19 protein-coding genes and 3 pseudogenes are annotated in these 18,251 nt (G+C 61.8%); 9 read left to right on the top strand and 13 right to left on the bottom strand.

Going from position 1 to position 18,251, the window contains the following annotated elements; all coding sequences use genetic code 11:
- Positions 1-27: 27 nt before the first annotated feature.
- Positions 28-201 (bottom strand): DUF1427 family protein, encoded by a 174-nt coding sequence (locus K5Y35_RS17690; protein ID WP_127652207.1) that lies wholly within the window; start codon positions 199-201, stop codon positions 28-30.
- 141 nt (positions 202-342) lie between these two features.
- Positions 343-1,110, bottom strand: coding sequence for an AraC family transcriptional regulator (locus tag K5Y35_RS17685; RefSeq protein WP_256591694.1), 768 nt, complete (start codon positions 1,108-1,110; stop codon positions 343-345).
- Positions 1,111-1,255: 145 nt separating this feature from the next.
- Between K5Y35_RS17685 and K5Y35_RS17680 the strand changes: the two genes are divergently transcribed.
- Positions 1,256-1,483 (top strand): DUF6555 family protein, encoded by a 228-nt coding sequence (locus K5Y35_RS17680; RefSeq protein WP_123462216.1) that lies wholly within the window; start codon positions 1,256-1,258, stop codon positions 1,481-1,483.
- A gap of 39 nt (positions 1,484-1,522) precedes the next feature.
- Positions 1,523-1,795, top strand: coding sequence for a hypothetical protein (locus K5Y35_RS17675; RefSeq protein WP_222832491.1), 273 nt, complete (start codon positions 1,523-1,525; stop codon positions 1,793-1,795).
- A 23-nt stretch (positions 1,796-1,818) separates the two neighbouring features.
- Here the strand turns inward: K5Y35_RS17675 and K5Y35_RS17670 are convergent, their stop codons facing one another.
- From K5Y35_RS17670 to K5Y35_RS17660, 3 genes are all read right to left on the bottom strand, one after another.
- The gene (locus tag K5Y35_RS17670; protein ID WP_123462212.1) at positions 1,819-1,986 is read right to left on the bottom strand and encodes a metallothionein; all 168 of its coding nucleotides are present in this window, start codon (positions 1,984-1,986) and stop codon (positions 1,819-1,821) included.
- Between the two features lie 943 nt (positions 1,987-2,929).
- Complete coding sequence (locus K5Y35_RS17665) at positions 2,930-3,385, bottom strand: DMT family transporter (protein WP_123462210.1); 456 nt, start codon at positions 3,383-3,385, stop codon at positions 2,930-2,932.
- A gap of 3 nt (positions 3,386-3,388) precedes the next feature.
- Positions 3,389-3,874 (bottom strand): DMT family transporter, encoded by a 486-nt coding sequence (locus K5Y35_RS17660; RefSeq protein WP_128615665.1) that lies wholly within the window; start codon positions 3,872-3,874, stop codon positions 3,389-3,391.
- 112 nt (positions 3,875-3,986) lie between these two features.
- Between K5Y35_RS17660 and K5Y35_RS17655 the strand changes: the two genes are divergently transcribed.
- On the top strand, positions 3,987-4,922 hold the full coding sequence (locus K5Y35_RS17655; RefSeq protein ID WP_222832490.1) for a LysR family transcriptional regulator: 936 nt from the start codon (positions 3,987-3,989) through the stop codon (positions 4,920-4,922).
- 221 nt (positions 4,923-5,143) lie between these two features.
- Here the strand turns inward: K5Y35_RS17655 and K5Y35_RS28290 are convergent.
- The 4 genes and pseudogenes from K5Y35_RS28290 to K5Y35_RS17640 form a co-directional block, all read right to left on the bottom strand.
- Positions 5,144-5,737, bottom strand: a pseudogene (locus K5Y35_RS28290) (methyl-accepting chemotaxis protein); the annotation flags it as partial.
- A 312-nt stretch (positions 5,738-6,049) separates the two neighbouring features.
- A pseudogene (locus K5Y35_RS28285) lies at positions 6,050-6,826 on the bottom strand (cache domain-containing protein); the annotation flags it as partial.
- Between the two features lie 198 nt (positions 6,827-7,024).
- Positions 7,025-8,341, bottom strand: coding sequence for a Na+/H+ antiporter family protein (locus K5Y35_RS17645; protein ID WP_222832489.1), 1,317 nt, complete (start codon positions 8,339-8,341; stop codon positions 7,025-7,027).
- Positions 8,338-8,535, bottom strand: a complete 198-nt coding sequence (locus K5Y35_RS17640; RefSeq protein WP_222832488.1) for a hypothetical protein — start codon at positions 8,533-8,535, stop codon at positions 8,338-8,340. Before K5Y35_RS17640 ends, K5Y35_RS17645 begins: the two co-directional genes overlap by 4 nt.
- A 63-nt stretch (positions 8,536-8,598) precedes the next feature.
- On the opposite strand from K5Y35_RS17640, the pseudogene K5Y35_RS28280 reads away from it, so the two are divergent.
- Positions 8,599-9,840: pseudogene (locus K5Y35_RS28280) on the top strand (cache domain-containing protein); the annotation flags it as partial.
- Positions 9,841-9,990: 150 nt separating this feature from the next.
- Positions 9,991-10,746 carry a methyl-accepting chemotaxis protein gene (locus K5Y35_RS28275; protein ID WP_410055930.1) on the top strand — a complete coding sequence of 252 codons (756 nt, stop codon included), beginning with the start codon at positions 9,991-9,993 and terminating at the stop codon, positions 10,744-10,746.
- 248 nt (positions 10,747-10,994) lie between these two features.
- Here K5Y35_RS28275 and K5Y35_RS17630 read toward each other — a convergent pair whose 3' ends face one another.
- The 4 genes from K5Y35_RS17630 to K5Y35_RS17615 are packed head-to-tail and all read right to left on the bottom strand — an operon-like array spanning position 10,995 to position 13,596.
- Complete coding sequence (locus K5Y35_RS17630; protein WP_222832486.1) at positions 10,995-12,308, bottom strand: sensor histidine kinase; 1,314 nt, start codon at positions 12,306-12,308, stop codon at positions 10,995-10,997.
- Complete coding sequence (locus K5Y35_RS17625) at positions 12,305-12,973, bottom strand: response regulator transcription factor (RefSeq protein WP_123462196.1); 669 nt, start codon at positions 12,971-12,973, stop codon at positions 12,305-12,307. Before K5Y35_RS17625 ends, K5Y35_RS17630 begins: the two co-directional genes overlap by 4 nt.
- A 3-nt stretch (positions 12,974-12,976) precedes the next feature.
- Entirely contained in the window at positions 12,977-13,288 is a 312-nt protein-coding gene (locus K5Y35_RS17620) for a PepSY domain-containing protein (protein WP_222832485.1), read from the bottom strand.
- On the bottom strand, positions 13,288-13,596 hold the full coding sequence (locus K5Y35_RS17615; RefSeq protein ID WP_123462192.1) for a PepSY domain-containing protein: 309 nt from the start codon (positions 13,594-13,596) through the stop codon (positions 13,288-13,290). The genes K5Y35_RS17620 and K5Y35_RS17615 overlap by 1 nt, the downstream gene beginning before the upstream one ends.
- A 257-nt stretch (positions 13,597-13,853) precedes the next feature.
- Here K5Y35_RS17615 and K5Y35_RS17610 point away from each other — a divergent pair, with 257 nt between their 5' ends.
- The 4 genes from K5Y35_RS17610 to codA all read left to right on the top strand — a co-directional run bounded on the left by K5Y35_RS17610 (position 13,854) and on the right by codA (position 18,239).
- On the top strand, positions 13,854-14,933 hold the full coding sequence (locus tag K5Y35_RS17610) for a patatin-like phospholipase family protein (protein WP_222832484.1): 1,080 nt from the start codon (positions 13,854-13,856) through the stop codon (positions 14,931-14,933).
- A 95-nt stretch (positions 14,934-15,028) separates the two neighbouring features.
- The gene (queD, locus tag K5Y35_RS17605) at positions 15,029-15,385 is read left to right on the top strand and encodes a 6-carboxytetrahydropterin synthase QueD (protein ID WP_003223505.1); all 357 of its coding nucleotides are present in this window, start codon (positions 15,029-15,031) and stop codon (positions 15,383-15,385) included.
- A 320-nt stretch (positions 15,386-15,705) separates the two neighbouring features.
- Positions 15,706-16,977 (top strand): cytosine permease, encoded by a 1,272-nt coding sequence (gene codB / locus K5Y35_RS17600; RefSeq protein ID WP_222832483.1) that lies wholly within the window; start codon positions 15,706-15,708, stop codon positions 16,975-16,977.
- Positions 16,978-16,991: 14 nt separating this feature from the next.
- On the top strand, positions 16,992-18,239 hold the full coding sequence (gene codA, locus K5Y35_RS17595) for a cytosine deaminase (RefSeq protein WP_222832482.1): 1,248 nt from the start codon (positions 16,992-16,994) through the stop codon (positions 18,237-18,239).
- Positions 18,240-18,251: the final 12 nt, after the last annotated feature.

The following is an 18,251-nucleotide window of genomic DNA, read 5'->3' as shown; positions in this document are numbered from 1 at the left end:
ACATCCACCGAAGAGAGAAAGGAAAATTCACGAGAACCAACCGGCGACCAGTTGCCGGCCCATCGGCCACAACTGCTCACCCGCGAGCATGCCGAGCAGCCCCACCAGGGCGATGGCCGGTGGCGCCGGAGAACGAAAATTCAGCGCGCCATAGAGCAGGCCGACGCCCAGGCCGATGGCCAGCGAAATCAGGTAGTTCATGGGGAAAACTCCGCCGCTAAAAGGAATGGGCAGAGTCTAGGGAATCGGTGGAGAAGGCGTCGGCCAAGGACTTCTGAATTTCAGCCAAATATCGGCAAGTCACCACACAACCCTGCAGGCTCACGCCTACAGGGATGGTGTTCAGGCCGCGGGGAATTGCGAAGGCGCCACGCCCAGCTCACGGCGGAACATGTCACTGAAACTGCTCGGTGAATAACCCAGCTCTCGGGCAATGACACTGACTGCCACGCCCTGAATCAACGCCGCCACCGCCGTCGCCAGTTGCACCTGCCGCCGCCATTCGGCGAAGCCCATGCCGAGGCTGTCCTTGAACAACCGCGCCAGCGTGCGCACGCTGGCGCCGGCATTTTCCGCGTGCTGCTCGAACGCAATCTCCAACGACGGCGCGGCCATCACCGCCTGACACAGGTTCATCAGGCGCCGGTCGGAATCGTCCGGCAGCGGAATCTTCAACGGCGAACGCCGGGCGCGTTTCAACTCCAGCAACGCCAACCCGACCAAGGCGTCGTAATACCCGGGATCGCCACTGTCGCCCTGCTCCACCAACCCGACGATCAGTTCACGCAGCAACCCGCCGACTTCGATCACCTGCACCGTCTCATCCAGCGTCGCCGCCAGCGCCGGGCGCAGGTAAATATTGCGCATCTGCAAGTCCGAGACCACACGAATCCCGTGCGGCACCCCGGGCGGCAACCACACGGCGCGCTGTGGCGGCACCACCAGCGCCTCATGCGGCGTCTCGACCCACATCACTCCGCTCATCGCATACAGCAACTGCCCCCAGACGTGCTCGTGCGGCTCGATATACAAACCACGGGGATAAGTGCGCGCCAGCGGTTGCACTGGCACATCGGTATCACTCAGATCGGGGGGCGCGGCAAGGGCCATGGCGAGCATTCATTGGGGTTGGCGGAAGCCGCATGGTAACCAGTCGGTCACCGCGTCGCCAACGATAGATACCGTCGGACAATCCGAGTGAATTTTCCCGGGGCGCTGTGATCCTTCTATTACCACAGGGAGGAATACGGGCTTTATGAACAACGCAAAACTGTTTGTCATCGATTACACCCTTCACGGCACGCCGAAGTCGTTCATTATCCGCTCGGACAAAATGGACAACACCGAGGCGTGGCACTGGGCAAGCTGCGACGCCGGCGTGGGTCGCATCCCGCGTTTCGGCCGGGAGAAAGTGCAAAAGACCAGCAAACCGATGGCGGAAAAATTCGGCGTGGAAAACGTCACGTGGCGACCGGCGAGCTAGACTCTCGTCGGCGATGGGGACTCTTTGGGGGCGTACACAATGACCAGCATCTTCAGCCCGGCGCATCTGGATTATGGCCTGGACACCCTGTTTGGCCGTATCACCAAAAGTGTGGACTGTCGGGTGGGTCTTGAGGCTGTCGAAGGCGACCCCTATCGCTTCGCCCTGCGCGTGCCGGCGCCATTACCGGAAGACTTGGACCAGGCGAAAACCGTGGTGGTCCGGGTAGAGGGGCGACGGTTGCAAGGCACGGTGCGGCATACCGAACAGCTGGATGATGAGAGCCTGAAACTGGAAGTGGAGCCTGATTAGGCTCCACTTTTTTATGGGCGCTTTTATTTGGGGTGGGCGCAGTGGCAGCCTTTGCTTGAACACGCTTCACCGTTTTTGTGGTGGTGAGCGCAGGCCTCACAGCAATAGTGTTTGCCGTGTACGGCGTAGGCGTGTTCGCCTTCTTTGATGGTGCATTTGCAGTTGGGGCAGTCGCATTTTCTATCGGGCATGGGGGCAGACTCCTTTTTTGGTGGTTGTCTGGGGCTTGTGGGGTAAGCCGTAATTACAGTGTAGGAGTTGCTGGTGGCTGTGGGGGTTTGGGTTGGGGTTTGGGGTTGGGGGCATATCCGTTGCTGCAGGTGTTGCTGCTGGCGGTTCCGCCCTTACGGCGGGTCACTTTTTCCAGACGCCGAAAAAGTAACCAAAAAGGCTGCCCCCGGCGTACGGCACTTCGCTGAGGCTCAGTGTTCCCTCGCTACGGTGCCCATCCGGGGGCATCGCCTCCGGTTTGCTTCGCTGCACCTCCTCTCGATGTATGCGGCTTCGCCGCACGGCGCTGCGCGCCTCCCCCCTGATGAACACCTTCGCTCGGCCTGCCGATGGGGTGGCAGATCAAAAGCAACGTCAAAAGCCAGAGCAACAGCGAAATCAAAAGATCGCAGCCTTCGGCAGCTCAGGGGATGTGTACATCTGAGGGAGTATGGTCGGCTGTCAGACCGTCATCGCTGGCAAGCCAGCTCCCACAGGGGTTGAGTGCATTCTGTTAGGGATTGGTCGGCTGGCAGGCCGCCATCGCTGGCAAGCCAGCTCCCACAGAAAAGCAAAGGCAGCACACAGCCCTTGCTTCTCACCACTCAACACGATGAGCGTTAGCTCGAGTACCGCTTTTGATCTCAGCGCCCGTCGGCAGGCTGAGTGGAGGGATTTAGCCGGGGGTGGGAGCGTAGCGACCGTTTGGCGAAGCCAAACACATCGAGAGGAGGTGCAGCGAAGCAAACCGGAGGCGATGCCCCCCGGATCAATCCCGGAGCGAAGGGACCCGAGCCACGGCGAGGGCCGAACGTCAGGGTAAAGCCTTTTTGGTTACTTTTTCGGCGTCTGGAAAAAGTGACCCGCCGTAAGGGCGGAACCCTAAGTCGCCGTTACCCCAGCAACGGATCTGCCACCACAATCTCAATCAACTCGACGAACACTGCTGCGATACATAAAGACCAAAGCCAACCCCAGACAAACCATCGCCAACACCCGGGAAGACGAAAGCTCGATCGCCGGATTCCCCAGCCAGCCAAAATTGTCGATCAACATCCCCATCCCCAACTGCCCGACAATCACCGCCACCGTCGCCACCGCCGTCCCCACCACGGGCACCGCCCCGACCATGACCATCATGTACACCACACCAAACAGCGCCCCGCAGACCTGCCACTTCGGCACATCGAGCAGGCTCACCGCATGGGCCGGCTCGAAAAACACAATCAACAAACCGGTCGTCACAGCCCCGACAAAAAAAGTCAGCAAACTACTGCGCAACACCCCGACGGTCTCACCCAGACGCCCATTGATCGCCGCCTGCACACTCAACACCGCGCCAGCCAACACCACCACCGCCAACAAAATAACCAGACTCATCACTCAACCCCGCGCAATCAGAACAAGTGCCACCACAATCAGACCCAACGCCAGCCACCGCTCGGCATTGACCTTCTTGCGCGTCGCGCCAAACCAGCCGAAATGGTCAATCAACACGCTCTTGCCGACCTGCCCCGAAAGAATCGCAATCATCGTCATCGCAATCCCGATATGCGGCGTCGCCAGGGTCAATACCACCACATACATCGGCCCTAAAAAGCCGCCAATCAATTGCCAGCGCGGCAGATCGGTCAGCGCCGGGCCTTTCTGTGGGCCGGCGAACAACAGCAGCAAAAACAGGATCGCCGAACCCACGCCAAAGATGCTCAAGGTCGCCCACAAATGCCCGACCTGTGCCCCCAACGGCCCGAGCAAGCCTGCCTCCACCGACAAGCCCATGCCGGCCAGAATCACCAGCGGCAGCAACAACAGGCGCAATCCCGGTTTGGCCACCGGGGCCGCCCCACTCACTTCATCCAACGTCTGCATAACCAAAACCTGTACAAGTCAACGATGGCGCGGATTATCGGCTGGCGCCGCTGTGCGATAAATGGGAGCATCTGGACAACACTTTTGCGCAACTCGCACAGCAGGACAATTCATGCACGGGCTCAATGAGCTGGGATTCAAGGCACTCAGGCTGTTTGTGGCGGTGCTCGATCACGGCAGTTTTTCCGAAGTCGCCCGCCGCGAGGGCGTGGCGCCCTCTTCGATTTCGCGGCAGATCCAGTTGATGGAACAGGCGCTGAATCAGCAATTGCTGTATCGCCACACCCGCGCCGTGACCCCGACCGAGGCCGGGCGCCTGCTCGGCCACCACGCGCGGCTGCTGCTGGTGCAACTGGAGGAAGCCGAACAGGCCTTGCAGGAACAACAAAGCGAGCCCACCGGGCTGGTGCGGATCAACGCGCCAGTGGTGTTCGGCCAACGGCATCTGACGCCGTGGCTTGGCCAGTTGTGCGCGCGCTATCCGAAGCTGCAACTGGACATCCAGCAGACCGACCATTACATCGACCCGTTGCAGGAAGGTGCCGACCTGCTGTTTCGCATCGGCGCGTTGCACGATTCGAGCATGCAGGCACGGATTCTCGCGCCGCACCGCTTTCAGGTCGCGGCCAGCCCGGCGTATCTCAAGCGCCACGGCACACCGCAGAAACCTGAAGATCTCGCGCAACACCAGTGCCTGGCCTACAAAGGCGCGACCGGCCAGCAGCGCTGGTTTTTCCGTCAGGGTCAGGAGGACTGGACGCCGTACGCCGTCAAGGGACCGATCACCGGCAACCACGCCGACACCCTGACCCAGGCGGCCATGCAAGGGTTGGGGCTGGTGATGTTTCCGTCGTGGCTGATCGGCGAGGCGGTGCGCGAAGGCACGCTGGTGCCAGTGCTGGGGGACTATCAGGTGTCGAACAGTCTGGAGCCGCAGCAGATTGCGGTGCTGTGGCCGGGGAGCCGGCGGCTGTCGGTGAAGGTGCGGACGGTGATTGATTTCTTTGTCGAGTGCTTTGGCGAAGTGCCGTACTGGGACAGACCTTGAAGCTGAAAATCAAAAGCCCCTCACCCTAGCCCTCTCCCGGAGGGAGAGGGGACTGACCGAGGTGTGTCACGTCATCCATCGACCTGAAAGACTCAGTCGATTATGGATTCGGTAAAGCTGTTTCAGGTCGGCGTAGTTCCATAGCATCCCCCATTCAGTCCCCTCTCCCTACGGGCGGTCCGACGTTTCGGGAGGGTCAGGGTGAGGGGCTTTTCCAGTGTTCAGATCCGGAACTGCCCCACCAGTTTGCCCAGCCGCTGCCCAAGCTCCGCCAGACTGCGCGAAGTCTGCGCACCCAACTGCGTCTCATCGGCCACGCTGTCCACCGCCACCGCAATCTGATGCACGCTGCGGTTGATTTCTTCCGCCACAGCAGTCTGCTCTTCGGCGGCACTGGCAATTTGCGCGTTCATCGAGTTGATCGTCGCGATCAGTTCCGCCATCGCATCCAGCGACGCCCCGGCCTGATTGGCCTGCGCCGAGGTGCCATCGCCCGCCTCGCTGGAACGGCGCATGGCCTCGACCGCCGACTGCGTGCCCGCCTGCAAGCGATCGATCATGCCCTGGATTTCCTGGGTGCTGATCTGCGTCCGGCTGGCCAGCGCCCGCACCTCGTCCGCCACCACCGCAAAGCCGCGCCCGGCCTCCCCGGCCCGCGCCGCTTCGATCGCGGCGTTGAGCGCCAGCAGGTTGGTCTGCTCGGCAATCGAGCGGATCACCCCGAGCACGCCGACAATCGACGACACGTCCTGCTGCAGGCTGTCGAGGGACACGCCGCTGCTGCGAATGTCATCCACCAGCGCATGAATCTGTTTGATGCTGCCGGCCACCACGCGTTTGGCGCTCTGGCCTTCTTCATCGGTCTGCTGGGCGGCGACGGCGGCGTTCTGCGCGCTCTTCGCCACCTCTTGGGCAGCGGCGGACATTTCATTGATCGCCGTGGCGACCTGATCGGTTTCGTGGCGCTGACGCTCCATCGCCTGGTCGGAGCGCTGGGCCTGATCCGACACTTGGGTCACCAGGCCGGTCAGTTGCGTGGTCATCTCGGTGATCTGCCGCACCAAGCCGTGGATCTTGTCGACGAAGCGGTTGAACGAGCCGGCCAGTTCGCCGAGCTCGTCCTGGCTGGTGATGTTCAAGCGGCGGGTCAGATCGCCCTCGCCCGCCGCGATGTCATCGAGGTTGGCTTTCATCAGGGTCAGCGGCCGCAGAATGGTATTGGCCAGCAGCATCCCCGCGATGGCAATCACCAGCAGCACCACCACCGCCACGCCAACGATGCTCAGCACCACGCCTTGCATGCGTTCCTGCACCTGCGCCTCGACCAGCGCCACTTGCGCTTCGATGCCGTCGAGGTTGACCGAGGTGCCGACCGCCATGTCCCACTTCGCCAGGTACTCGGTGTAGCCGAGTTTTGGCACCAGCACGTTGGCGTTGCCCGGCAGTGGCGAGCTGTATTGCAGATAGTGGGTGCCGTCCTTCGCCACGCTCACCAGGCCGCGGTTGACGTAAACGCCATTGGGGTCGCGGTTGTCCTTGAAGCTTTTGCCCACGCCTTCCGGATCATTGGCCTTGAACAGGCGCACGGTCTCGGAGTCGTAGCCGAAGAAGTAGCCGTCCTTGCCGTAGCGGATGCCCGACAGCAGCTTGATCGCCTGCGCCCGCGCCGCGTTGTCACCCGGTGCGGCAGCGTCGTACAGCGGCTTGATCGTGGTCATGGCCACGGCGACGTAACTTTGCAGCGTGGCTTTGGCATCGCCGAGCAGGCGCTCGCGGGTCTGTTCGACCTCAGTGTGAGCCTGTTGCTGGAGGATAAACAACGTGGTCAGGCTGATGACCAGCGCAAAGAGCAGCACCGGCAGGACGGCAAGGGACAGGACTTTGGCCTTGAGACTCAAGCGCATGGGGGGAGCTCACTCTTTTGGTTTTATTGGCGTGGTTAAAAGCGTTAACGGCACACCATCACAAAAGTTGAGCAAAGGAGTTATCCCATTCCCCTGTGGGAGCGAGCTTGCTCGCGAAGGCGTCGTGTCAGTCAACCATTAAGTCGCTGATACACCGCTTTCGCGAGCAAGCTCGCTCCCACAGGAGATCCGTGAGGTTCAGAGGACCATCGCGGCCACCCAGCCGAACGCCAGCAACGGCAGGTTGTAGTGCAGGAAGGTCGGCACCACGGTGTCCCAGATATGGTGATGCTGGCCGTCGATGTTCAGGCCGGAAGTCGGGCCCAGCGTCGAGTCCGAGGCCGGCGAACCGGCATCGCCCAAGGCTCCGGCGGTGCCGACGATGCAGACAATGGCGATCGGGCTGAAGCCCAGTTGCACGCACAGCGGCACGAAAATCGCCGCCAGAATCGGCACGGTGGAGAACGACGAACCGATGCCCATGGTCACCAGCAAGCCGACCAGCAGCATCAACAATACACCGATGCCTTTACTGTGGTTGATCCACGACGCCGACGATTCGACCAGGGTCTGCACCTGGCCGGTGGCCTTCATCACTTCGGCGAAACCGGACGCGGCAATCATGATGAAGCCGATCATCGCCATCATCTTCATGCCTTCGGTGAAGAGGTCATCGGTCTCGCGCCACTTGACGATGCCGGACACCGAGAAGATCAGGAAGCCGACCAGCGCGCCGATAATCATCGAGTCCAGCAGCAACTGCACGATGAACGCGGCGGCAATCGCCACACCGGCAATCATCAGGCTCAGCGGGTTGTACTGCACCGCCACCTGCTCGACCTGCTCGATCTTCGCCAGGTCGTACACGCGCTTCTTGCGGTAACTGATGAACGCCATCGCCAGCCCGAACACCATGCCCAGCGCCGGAATGCCCATCGCGTGGGTGACGTTGATGCCGCTGATGTCGACGCCGCTGCGGGCAATGTTGGCCAGCAGGATTTCATTGAGGAAGATGTTGCCGAAGCCCACCGGCAGGAACATGTACGGGGTGATCAGGCCGAAGGTCATGACACAGGCGATCAGGCGCCGGTCGAGTTGCAGCTTGGTCAGGACATAGAGCAGCGGCGGTACCAGCAGCGGAATGAACGCAATGTGGATCGGCAGGATGTTCTGCGAGGCAATCGCCACCACCCACAACAGGCCGATCAGCAGCCATTTGACACTGCCGCCCCCGCTCGCATGCTGGCGATCGACCATCGCCAGCGCCTTGTCGGCCAGCGCATGGGCCAGGCCGGACTTGGCAATCGCCACGGCGAACGCGCCGAGCAAGGCGTAGGACAACGCCACGGTCGCGCCGCCGCCCAGGCCGCTGTTGAACGCCTTGAGCGTGGCGTCGATGCCCAGACCACCGGTCAGGCCGCCGACCAGCGCGCCGACGATCAAGGCGATCACTACGTGCACGCGGGACAGGCTGAGGATCAGCATGATGCCGACTGCCGCTATGACTGCGTTCATTTCACTTCCTCGAAAAACACTGCGATGGAAAACACATCGCCAGACAGGATGAGTCCGCCCATGGAGCACTGGCGGATTTGCAAAGAGGGTCTTATTAGAAGGGCGCGCACTGTGAATGAAGCAGCGGCAAGCTGCAAGTCACAAGCTGCAAGCTTTTGCGTTTTTTCTCTTGCAGCTTGCGGCTCGAAGCTCAAGAAAGCTGTTCCTGGGCCGTTACAGTGCAAAGTCTCAGATATTTATCGAATAAGGACGTCTCCATGTCGCTCAGACAACTTTCCATCCAATGGAAAATCACCCTGCTCGCCGGGCTGTGCCTGGCCGGTATCGTGACCCTGTTGGTGGGTCTTTCGCTGTATCGCATGGAGCACAGTTCCGAACTGGTGAAAGCGTCGAGCATGGAGATGCTCACCGAATCGGCCCAGGCGCGCATCGAATCGCAAGGTGAAGTGCAGGCGGCCGGCATTCGCCAGCAGTTCATGGACGCCTATCAGTACGGCCACGGTTTCTCGCGGCAAGTGTTGTTCCTGCGTGAACAGGCCGAGAAGCGTTTCCTCGATGCCTTCGACCTGCGCGAAGACATGACCCGTCAGGTCAAATCCGCGCTGCAAGCTAACCCTGACCTGCTCGGCCTGTCGCTGGTGTTCGAAGCCAACGCGCTGGACGGCAAGGACGAACTGTTTGCCGGTCAGGCTGAACTCGGCAGCAACGACAAGGGCCGTTTCGCCCTGTACTGGTCGCAGCCGACCCCTGGCAAAGTCACCTCGATGGCCCTACCGGAAAGCGACATGGCCGACACCAGCACCGGCCCCAGCGGTCAGGCGGCCAACGCCTGGTTCACTTGCCCGCGCACCACCCTCAAGCCGTGCGTGATCGAACCGTACTTTTATGTGATCGACGGCCAGAACGTGCTGATGACCAGCATCGTCTTCCCGCTGATAGTCAACGGCAAGGTCATCGCATCGCTGTCGGTGGACATCAACCTCAACAGCCTGCAAGCGATCAGCCAGGGCGCGAGCAAAAAGCTCTATGACGGCCAGACCGCCGTGAGCATCATCAGCCCCACCGGCCTGCTCGCCGGTTACAGCCCGGACGCCAGCAAGCTGAGCCAGCGTCTGGATGCCATTGACACCGTCAGCGGCGCCGAACTGCTGCGTCAACTCGGTACCAGCAGCGGCGTCAGCAGCCTGCACAGCAACGGCCAGTTGAAAGTGCTGTCGCCGTTCCAGCCGATCCCCGGCGGTCCGTCGTGGGGCGTACTGCTCGACGTGCCGGAAAAGGTTCTGGTAGAACGCGCCGAGGCACTCAAGCAGCAACTGGATGCGAGCAACAACTCGGGCACCCTGATCGAACTGAGCCTCGGCGTGTTGGCCGCGCTGGTCGGCCTGCTGCTGGTGTGGCTGATGGCGCGCAGCGTGACCAAGCCGATCCTCGGCGTAGCCAATATGCTCGAAGACATCGCCAGTGGTGAGGGCGATCTGACTCGCCGTCTGGCCTACGACAAAAAGGACGAACTCGGTCAACTCGCTGGCTGGTTCAACAAGTTCCTCGACAAGTTGCAGCCGATCATTGCCGAAGTGAAACGCTCGGTGCAGGACGCACGCAACACCGCCGACCAGTCTTCGGCCATCGCCACCCAGACCAGCGCCGGCATGGAACAGCAATATCGTCAGGTCGATCAGGTCGCCACCGCGTCCCACGAAATGAGCGCCACCGCGCAGGACGTCGCGCGCAGTGCCGCACAAGCCGCCGAAGCGGCCAAGGACGCCGACCGCGCCACTCGCCAGGGCCTGACCGTGATCGACCGCACCACTGCGAGCATCGACACCCTGGCCGCCGACATGAGCGCGGCGATGGTGCAAGTCGAAGGCCTGGCCGCCAACAGCGAGAAGATCGGCACGGTGCTGGAAACCATCCGCGCCATCGCCGAACAGACCAACCTGCTCGCCCTCAACGCGGCCATCGAAGCCGCACGTGCCGGTGAAGCCGGGCGTGGTTTTGCCGTGGTCGCCGACGAAGTGCGCAACCTCGCCCGCCGTACACAGGAGTCGGTGGAAGAAACCCGCCAGGTGATCGAGCAGTTGCAGACCGGTACCCAGGACGTAGTCGGTTCGATGGGCAACAGCCATCGTCAGGCTCAGGGCAGCGTTGAGCAGGTCGGGCAAGCGGTGACTGCGCTGCGCCAGATCGGTGAGGCGGTGACGGTGATCAGCGACATGAACCTGCAGATCGCCAGCGCGGCGGAAGAACAGAGCGCAGTGGCCGAGGAGATCAACAACAACGTGGCGACCATTCGTGACGTGACCGAGTCGTTGTCGGGGCAAGCGAATGAATCGGCGCGGGTGAGCCAGTCGCTGAACAGCCTGGCGAATCAGCAGCAGAGTCTGATGGATCAGTTCCGGGTCTGATTCCGGATTGTGGAGTGTCAGTTAGATTCCCCCCTCACCCCAGCCCTCTCCCCCCAAGGGGGCGAGGGGGAAAGGGAGCCGATCTGCATGTCATTCAAAACCTGAGCCCGGCTCGGCATGTCAGGTCACGGAGAAGCTTTCAAAACCTCAGTTCGATCCGGTATGTCAGGTCGGTGTAGTTCGAACAGACACCTCGGTCAGTCCCCTCTCCCTCCGGGAGAGGGTTAGGGTGAGGGGCCTTTAGAGGCTCACCGCCGAGGCAACTCGATCACCACCTTCAACCCGCCCCACTTACTCTCGCCCAGCACCAGCAAGCCACCCCACGCCTCGACAATGTCGCGCACAATCCCCAGCCCCAGGCCATGCCCGTGGGTCTGCTCGTCCAGCCGCGTCCCGCGACTGAATACCTGAGTCCGCTGCTGTTCGGGAATCCCCGGCCCATCGTCCTCGACGCACAGGGCAAAGCCATCCGTACGCTCGATCACACTCAGGCGCACCTCGGCGTCCGCCCACTTGCAGGCGTTGTCCAGCAGGTTACCGAGCAGTTCCAGCAAGTCCTCACGATCCCACGGCAATTGCAGCCCTGGCGGCGCGACGTAGCTCAAGGCCAGATGCTCGCCGTGAATCATGTTCAGCGTTGCCAGCAGCCCCGGCAGTTCCGCATCACAGTCGAACAGCGCGCCCGGCAGCGCATCACCGGATAAACGCGCGCGATTGAGTTCGCGGTTGAGCCGCTGTTGCACCTGCTCCAATTGCTCCTTGAGGATCTTGCGCAACTCGGGATGGGCATCGAGTTTTTCGCTGGAGGCCAGGCTCAACAGCACCGCCAGCGGCGTTTTCAGGGCGTGCCCGAGATTGCCCAGCGCATTGCGTGAACGCTTGAGGCTGTCTTCGGTGTGGGCGAGCAGATGGTTGATCTGTGCCACCAGCGGCTCCAGCTCCACCGGCACCTGATCGTCGAGTTGCGTACGCTGGCCCTGCTGCAACTGGGCGATCTGTTCGCGAGCGCTTTCCAGCGGCTTCAAGGCGCGACGCACGGTGATTCGCTGCAACAGCAAAATCAGCAGCAACCCGGCCAGCCCGAGGCCTAGGCCGATCTGGCGCATGCGCTGGAAGCTCTCGCGCACCGGGGTGTAATCCTGAGCGACGCTGATAGAGATCGACTGCCCCAGCCGCCGATAGTCCGAACGCAGCACCAGCAACTGCTGACCGTCCGGCCCCAGTTGCAGATTGCTGTGCAGGCCTGGATGGTTGAGCAGCGGCAGATCCTGATCCCACAGCGAACGCGAGCGCCAGTGGCTGTCGGCGAAATCAATGCGAAAGTAATGCCCGGAGAACGGCCGTTGATAGGCCGGTGACAGATGCCGCTCATCCAGCTGCAACCCTTGCGGACCGCGCACCAGCGCCACCAGCAGGCTCTCGCTGTCGTTGCGCAGACCGGCTTCCAGATAACGCTGCAAACCGACTTCGAACAACCACAGGCTGATTTGCGCCAGCACCACGCCGACGATCACCATCACGCTGATCAAGCCCAGGCTCAAACGGCGCTGGATCGACCTCACGAAGCTTGCCCGCCGAACAGGTAACCCTGGCCGCGACGGGTTTCGATCACGCTTTTGCCGAGCTTGCGCCGCAGGTGATTGACGTGGACCTCCAGAACGTTGGAATCGCGTTCGGTTTCGCCGTCATAGAGGTGCTCGGCGAGGTGGCTTTTCGACAGAATCTGTTCCGGGTGCAGCATGAAATAACGCAGCAGTCGAAACTCGGCGGCAGTCAGTTGAATATCGCTGCCGTCACGCACCACGCATTGCCGGCCCTCGTCCAGATGCAGGCCGGCGGCCTGCAGCGTCGGTTGATTGGCCTGGCCCTTGGAGCGACGCAACAACGACTGAATGCGCAGGAACAGCTCTTCGGGGTGAAACGGTTTGGTCAGGTAATCGTCAGCGCCGGCCTTAAGGCCTTCGATGCGCTCGGCCCAGGAATCCCGCGCCGTGAGAATCAGCACCGGGATCGCCAGACCGCCCGCGCGCCACTGCGCCAGCACGTCGAGCCCCGGTACACCGGGCAGGCCGAGGTCGAGAATGATCAGGTCGTAAGGCTCGCTGCTGCCCTGATACAGCGCATCACGGCCATCGGCCAGCCAGTCCACCGCGTAGCCCTGACGTTGCAGGCCGGCGAGCAATTCATCGGCCAGCGGTACGTGGTCTTCCACCAATAGCAAACGCATCGGTCAATCTTCCTTGTCTTTCACAAGCTCGCCGGTATCGGCCTTCAAATGCAGCTCGCGGGCGACGCCTTCGGCGGTGAGCAGCTCGACTTCGTAAATGTAGACGTCGTGTTTTTCTTCCAGCTCGACTTCCAGCAATTTCGAACCGGGGTAGCGGTCCATCGCCTGCTGCAGGACCTGCTCGAGCGGCAGAATCACGCCCTGCTGGCGCAGACTCAGGGCTTCGTCCTGATCGAGGTCGCGGGCCTGGGCCATCGAGCAAAACAGCACAAGCGCCAACGCCGTGCGGCGGGTGGCGCGAACATTAACCTTCATTACGTATCCTGATGATCCTTGAGAACCTGCCCGCTGACCGCGTCTAATTCCAGATCCCACTCCAGCCCCTGCGGGTCACGCATTTCGATCTGGTAGATGTACTTGCCGTACTGCTCTTCCAGCTCGGTGTCGGTGATCGTCGAACCCGGGTGTTTTTCCAGTGCCGTGGCGTTGAGCTTCTCGAAGGACACGATAGTACCAGCGTCGCGCAGGCGCAGGGCTTCGTCGGGGCCTAGATCGCGGGCGTGGACGATGCTGGCGGTCAGGCCGATGATCGAGGCAATGGACAGGGCAGTCAGGGTTTTCATGGGATCTCCGTATTCTTATGTGTTGCTACGATGGGCACCTTAGCGGGATGAACTTAACTGAAACTGAATTGCCATCATTGTTTCAAGGCAATACCGGATCCGTTGAATCATGCAAAACCCTGTGGCAGCGGGATTGCCCTCGATAGCGTCCTTTCAGCCACCGGGATGCAAGCTGTCCCGTCATCACGGGCAAGCCCGCTCCCACAGGGTTCAGTGGTTAACCTATAATTGCCAGCTTGCTAACGATCGAGACCGGTATGACCGCCATCCACATCAAGTTCCCCGCCCTCACCCTCAAGGCCGGCCCTCGGGCCATGGCGCGCATTCGTGCCCAGGGCCTGAACGCCAAGGACGTCGGCACCCTGCCCGGTGCGGCCGGTGGTCCCAAGGCGTTGGGCATTCAGGGGCTGGATCTGGCGTTGTTCGGCGAATGGCTGCCGAGCGCGCCTCGTGAGCGTTCGCTGATTGGTGCGTCGGTGGGTTCCTGGCGCTTCGCCAGCGCCTGCCTGCCGGACGCCGCCGAAGGTATCCGCCGTCTCGGCCAGTTGTACGCCGAGCAGACTTTCAACAAAGGCGTGACCATGGCCGAGATCAGCCAGAGCTCGCAACGCATGCTCAACGACCTGCTCGACGGCCGCGACGCCAGCATCCTCAACAACGCCGACTACCGCCTGAACATCATGGTGGTGAAAAGCCAAGGGCGCCTGGCCGACGACCATCGTGGCCGCCTCGGGCTGGCGCTGGGTTCGGTGATTGCCGACAACCTGCGCGGGCGGGCGCGGCTGTCGCGGCACTTCGAACGCTTGATCATCCATGACCCGCGCCTGGCCCCGCCGGTGCATGCGCTGAACGACTTTCCGTCGCGCTTCGTCGCGCTCAATGCCGGCAACCTGCGACAGGCGCTGCTGGCGTCCGGCTCGATCCCGATGGTCATGGAAGGTGTGCGCGACCTGCCGGGCGCCGGTGCCGGCACCTTCCGCGATGGCGGTTTGCTCGACTATCACCTCGACCTGCCCTACAGCGGCGACGGCATCGTGCTCTATCCGCACTTCACCGACCGGGTGATTCCGGGCTGGTTCGACAAGACCCTGCCCTGGCGCAAGGCCTCGGTGGAGCGCTTGCAGGACGTGCTGTTGCTGGCACCATCGAAGGAATATCTGGCGCGCCTGCCCTACGGCAAACTGCCGGACCGTAACGACTTCAAACGCTTCATGGGCGATGCACCGAGCCGCCAAAAGTACTGGCACGCGGCGATGGACGAAAGTCGCCGGCTGGGCGACGAGTTTCTCGAACTGACCGCCAACGGTCGTCTCGCCGAGCGCTTGCTGACCCTTTAGTCAGTGTTTTCCCGCATCGCCAAACACAAGCTGGTAAACTCGCCGCCTGCCCGAATCGCTGCGGCGAACGCCACCTGAACAGAGCCGAAAATACTGTGGAAATCTTCAAGGAATTTACTTTCGAATCCGCCCACCGCCTGCCGCACGTACCGGACGGCCACAAGTGCGGACGCCTGCACGGTCACTCGTTCAAGGTGGCGATTCACCTGAGCGGCGACCTCGATCCGCACACGGGCTGGATCCGCGACTTCTCCGAGATCAAGGCGATTTTCAAGCCGCTGTACGAGCGTCTGGATCACAACTACCTGAACGACATTCCCGGCCTGGAAAACCCGACCAGCGAAGTCCTGGCCAAATTCATCTGGAATGAAATGAAGCCGCTGCTGCCGGAACTCAGCGCGATCCGCATTCACGAGACCTGCACCAGCGGTTGCATCTATCGCGGTGAGTGATTCAACGCAGATCTGCGTGCAGGAGTGAGCCTGCTCGCGATAGCTTCGGCACATGCAAAATCAATGTGTCCGACAAACCGCTATCGCGAGCAGGCTCACTCCTACAAAGGATCGGTGTTTGTCAGGAATATAGAGAACAGCCTTCACGGCTGTTTTTTTATGCCTGTGTTTTTTGGCGCCCACATGGGGCTCGGGTGCATTCAGATGCACTGCTTTCGAGCCATTGCCGGCAACTCGTCTATACATAGTCCGCATAACCGACATCTGGCACGACCACTGCAACCTGCTTCGAGTCTTCCCTCTTCAGCAAGGAACGCCCCATGACGCAGAACGATCCCGGCAACGACTACCCCCTCAGCGAAGTCCCGATGCACGCACGCAAAGGCCTGGCCTCGACCGCCATGGTGCTGCTCGGGTTCACCTTCTTCACGGCGACCATGTTTGCCGGCGGCAAGCTCGGTGTGGCGTTCAGTTTCAGCGAGATGCTCGTGGTGATCATCGTCGGCAACCTGCTGCTCGGGCTGTACGCTGCCGGCCTGGGTTACATCGCCTTCAAGAGCGGTCTCAATTCGGTGCTGATGGGCCGTTTCTGTTTCGGTGAAGTCGGCAGCAAGCTCAGTGACCTGATCCTCGGCTTCACCCAGATCGGCTGGTACGCCTGGGGCACTGCGACCGCCGCCGTGGTACTCGGCAAATACTTCGATCTCGATGAGGGCACCGTGCTCGGTTTGATGGTGCTGTTCGGCCTGATGTTCTGCGCCACGGCGTATGTCGGTTATCGCGGCCTGGAGATTCTGTCCTACATCGCGGTGCCGGCGATGATGTTGCTGCTGATGCTGTCGATGTGGGTCGCGACCGTTAAAGTCGGTGGCCTCGATGGTTTGCTGGCCGTGGTGCCGAGCGGTTCGCTGGACTGGTCGACCGCCATCACCCTGGTGTTCGGCACCTTCGTCAGCGGCGCGACCCAGGCCACCAACTGGACCCGCTTCTCGCGTTCGGCGCGGGTGGCGGTGCTGGCCAGCCTGATCGGTTTCTTCGTCGGCAATGGCCTGATGGTGCTGATCGGCGCCTACGGTGCGATCGTCTATCAGCAGCCGGACGTGGTCGAAGTGTTGCTGCTGCAAGGTTTCGCCATGGCCGCGATGGCCATGCTGTTGCTGAACATCTGGAGCACCCAGGACAACACCATCTACAATTTCGCCGTCGCCGGCTGCAACCTGCTGCGCACCGGCCGACGCAAAACCGTGACCCTCGCCGGTGCAGTGATCGGCACCCTGCTCGCCCTGCTGGGCATGTACGACATGCTGGTGCCGTACCTGATCCTGCTCGGCACCGTCATTCCGCCGATTGGCGGGGTGATCATGGCCGACTTTTTCTTCCGCTGGCGCGGGCGCTATCCGCGTCTGGCCGAAGCCCGACTGCCGGCGTTCAACTGGCCGGGCCTGGGCGCTTACGCGGTCGGTACGCTCGCCGCATTCCACTCGCCGTGGGTCGCGCCGCTGGTAGGGATTGCCGCCGCCGCGCTAACGTATGTCATCGTCACCGGCCTGCTCGGCGCCCGTCGCGCCAGTGCGCCACTACAAGACCTATAAGAAGGATTCGCCTGATGCACATCATCAACGCCCGACTGCGCAACCAGGACGGTTTGCACGAACTGCACCTGGAAGACGGTCTGATCCGCAGCATCGGTCGCCAGACCGAAGCCCCGAGCCTCAACCCCGGCGACCTCGACGCCGGCGGCAATCTGGTGGTGCCGCCCTTCGTCGAGCCGCACATCCACCTCGACGCCACCCTCACGGCCGGCGAGCCGCGCTGGAACATGAGCGGCACGCTGTTCGAGGGCATCGAGTGCTGGGGCGAGCGCAAGGTCACCATCACCGAAGAAGACACCAAGACCCGCGCCAAGAAAACCATTCAAGCACTGGCCGCCCACGGCATCCAGCATGTGCGCACCCACGTCGACGTCACCGATCCGCAACTCACGGCGCTGAAGGCCATGCTCGAAGTGCGCGAGGAAAGCCGACACCTGATCGACCTGCAAATCGTCGCGTTCCCGCAGGAAGGCATCGAGTCTTACCGCAACGGTCGCGAGCTGATGGAAGAAGCGATTCGCATGGGCGCCGACGTGGTCGGCGGCATTCCGCATTTCGAATACACCCGCGATCAGGGCGTCAGTTCCGTGAAATTCCTGATGGACCTGGCCGAACGCACCGGTTGCCTGGTGGACGTGCACTGCGACGAAACCGACGACCCACATTCGCGCTTCCTCGAAGTGCTCGCCGAAGAAGCGCGCAGCCGTGACATGGGCGCACGGGTCACCGCCAGCCACACCACGGCGATGGGTTCTTACGACAACGCTTACTGCGCCAAACTGTTCCGCCTGCTTGGCCACTCCGGGATCAGTTTCGTCTCCTGCCCGACCGAAAGCATCCACCTGCAGGGGCGCTTCGACAACTTCCCGAAACGCCGGGGCGTGACCCGGGTCAACGAGTTGCTGGAGGCCGGGATGAACGTGTGTTTCGGCCAGGACTCGATCGTCGATCCATGGTATCCGCTGGGCAACGGCAACATCCTGCGCGTGCTTGAAGCCGGGTTGCACATCTGCCACATGCTCGGTTATCGCAACCTGCAGAACGCACTGGATCTGGTGACGGACAACAGCGCCAAGGCCATGCTCCTGGGCGAGCGATACGGACTGGAACAAGGGCGCCCGGCGAATCTGTTGATACTTTCAGCGGACAGCGATTACGAGGTGATTCGCAGTCAGGGCTTGCCGTTGTATTCGATTCGCGGCGGCGAGGTGTTGATCAAGCGGCAGATGCCGGTGGTGGAGTTCAGTGGTGAGCTGAGCTGAGATTTGTGTTGG

Source organism: Pseudomonas sp. SC3(2021), from assembly GCF_019856535.1.
GTDB classification, from domain to species: domain Bacteria; phylum Pseudomonadota; class Gammaproteobacteria; order Pseudomonadales; family Pseudomonadaceae; genus Aquipseudomonas; species Aquipseudomonas monsensis.
Note: the sequence above shows the minus strand (reverse complement) of the source record. Positions and strands in the feature narration are given on the sequence as shown.

Excerpts from the sequence above, each read along its gene's own strand:
- K5Y35_RS17665 (WP_123462210.1), bottom strand. The coding sequence starts at position 3,385 with ATGAGTCTGGTTATTTTGTTGGCGGTGGTGGTGTTGGCTGGCGCGGTG.
- codA (WP_222832482.1), top strand. The coding sequence starts at position 16,992 with ATGCACATCATCAACGCCCGACTGCGCAACCAGGACGGTTTGCACGAA.
- K5Y35_RS17610 (WP_222832484.1), top strand. The coding sequence starts at position 13,854 with ATGACCGCCATCCACATCAAGTTCCCCGCCCTCACCCTCAAGGCCGGC.
- K5Y35_RS17655 (WP_222832490.1), top strand. The coding sequence starts at position 3,987 with ATGCACGGGCTCAATGAGCTGGGATTCAAGGCACTCAGGCTGTTTGTG.
- K5Y35_RS17675 (WP_222832491.1), top strand. The coding sequence starts at position 1,523 with ATGACCAGCATCTTCAGCCCGGCGCATCTGGATTATGGCCTGGACACC.
- K5Y35_RS17690 (WP_127652207.1), bottom strand. The coding sequence starts at position 201 with ATGAACTACCTGATTTCGCTGGCCATCGGCCTGGGCGTCGGCCTGCTC.
- K5Y35_RS17685 (WP_256591694.1), bottom strand. The coding sequence starts at position 1,110 with ATGGCCCTTGCCGCGCCCCCCGATCTGAGTGATACCGATGTGCCAGTG.
- K5Y35_RS17680 (WP_123462216.1), top strand. The coding sequence starts at position 1,256 with ATGAACAACGCAAAACTGTTTGTCATCGATTACACCCTTCACGGCACG.
- K5Y35_RS17620 (WP_222832485.1), bottom strand. The coding sequence starts at position 13,288 with ATGAAGGTTAATGTTCGCGCCACCCGCCGCACGGCGTTGGCGCTTGTG.
- K5Y35_RS17670 (WP_123462212.1), bottom strand. The coding sequence starts at position 1,986 with ATGCCCGATAGAAAATGCGACTGCCCCAACTGCAAATGCACCATCAAA.
- K5Y35_RS28275 (WP_410055930.1), top strand. The coding sequence starts at position 9,991 with ATGGAACAGCAATATCGTCAGGTCGATCAGGTCGCCACCGCGTCCCAC.
- K5Y35_RS17615 (WP_123462192.1), bottom strand. The coding sequence starts at position 13,596 with ATGAAAACCCTGACTGCCCTGTCCATTGCCTCGATCATCGGCCTGACC.
- K5Y35_RS17645 (WP_222832489.1), bottom strand. The coding sequence starts at position 8,341 with ATGAACGCAGTCATAGCGGCAGTCGGCATCATGCTGATCCTCAGCCTG.
- K5Y35_RS17625 (WP_123462196.1), bottom strand. The coding sequence starts at position 12,973 with ATGCGTTTGCTATTGGTGGAAGACCACGTACCGCTGGCCGATGAATTG.
- codB (WP_222832483.1), top strand. The coding sequence starts at position 15,706 with ATGACGCAGAACGATCCCGGCAACGACTACCCCCTCAGCGAAGTCCCG.
- K5Y35_RS17660 (WP_128615665.1), bottom strand. The coding sequence starts at position 3,874 with ATGCAGACGTTGGATGAAGTGAGTGGGGCGGCCCCGGTGGCCAAACCG.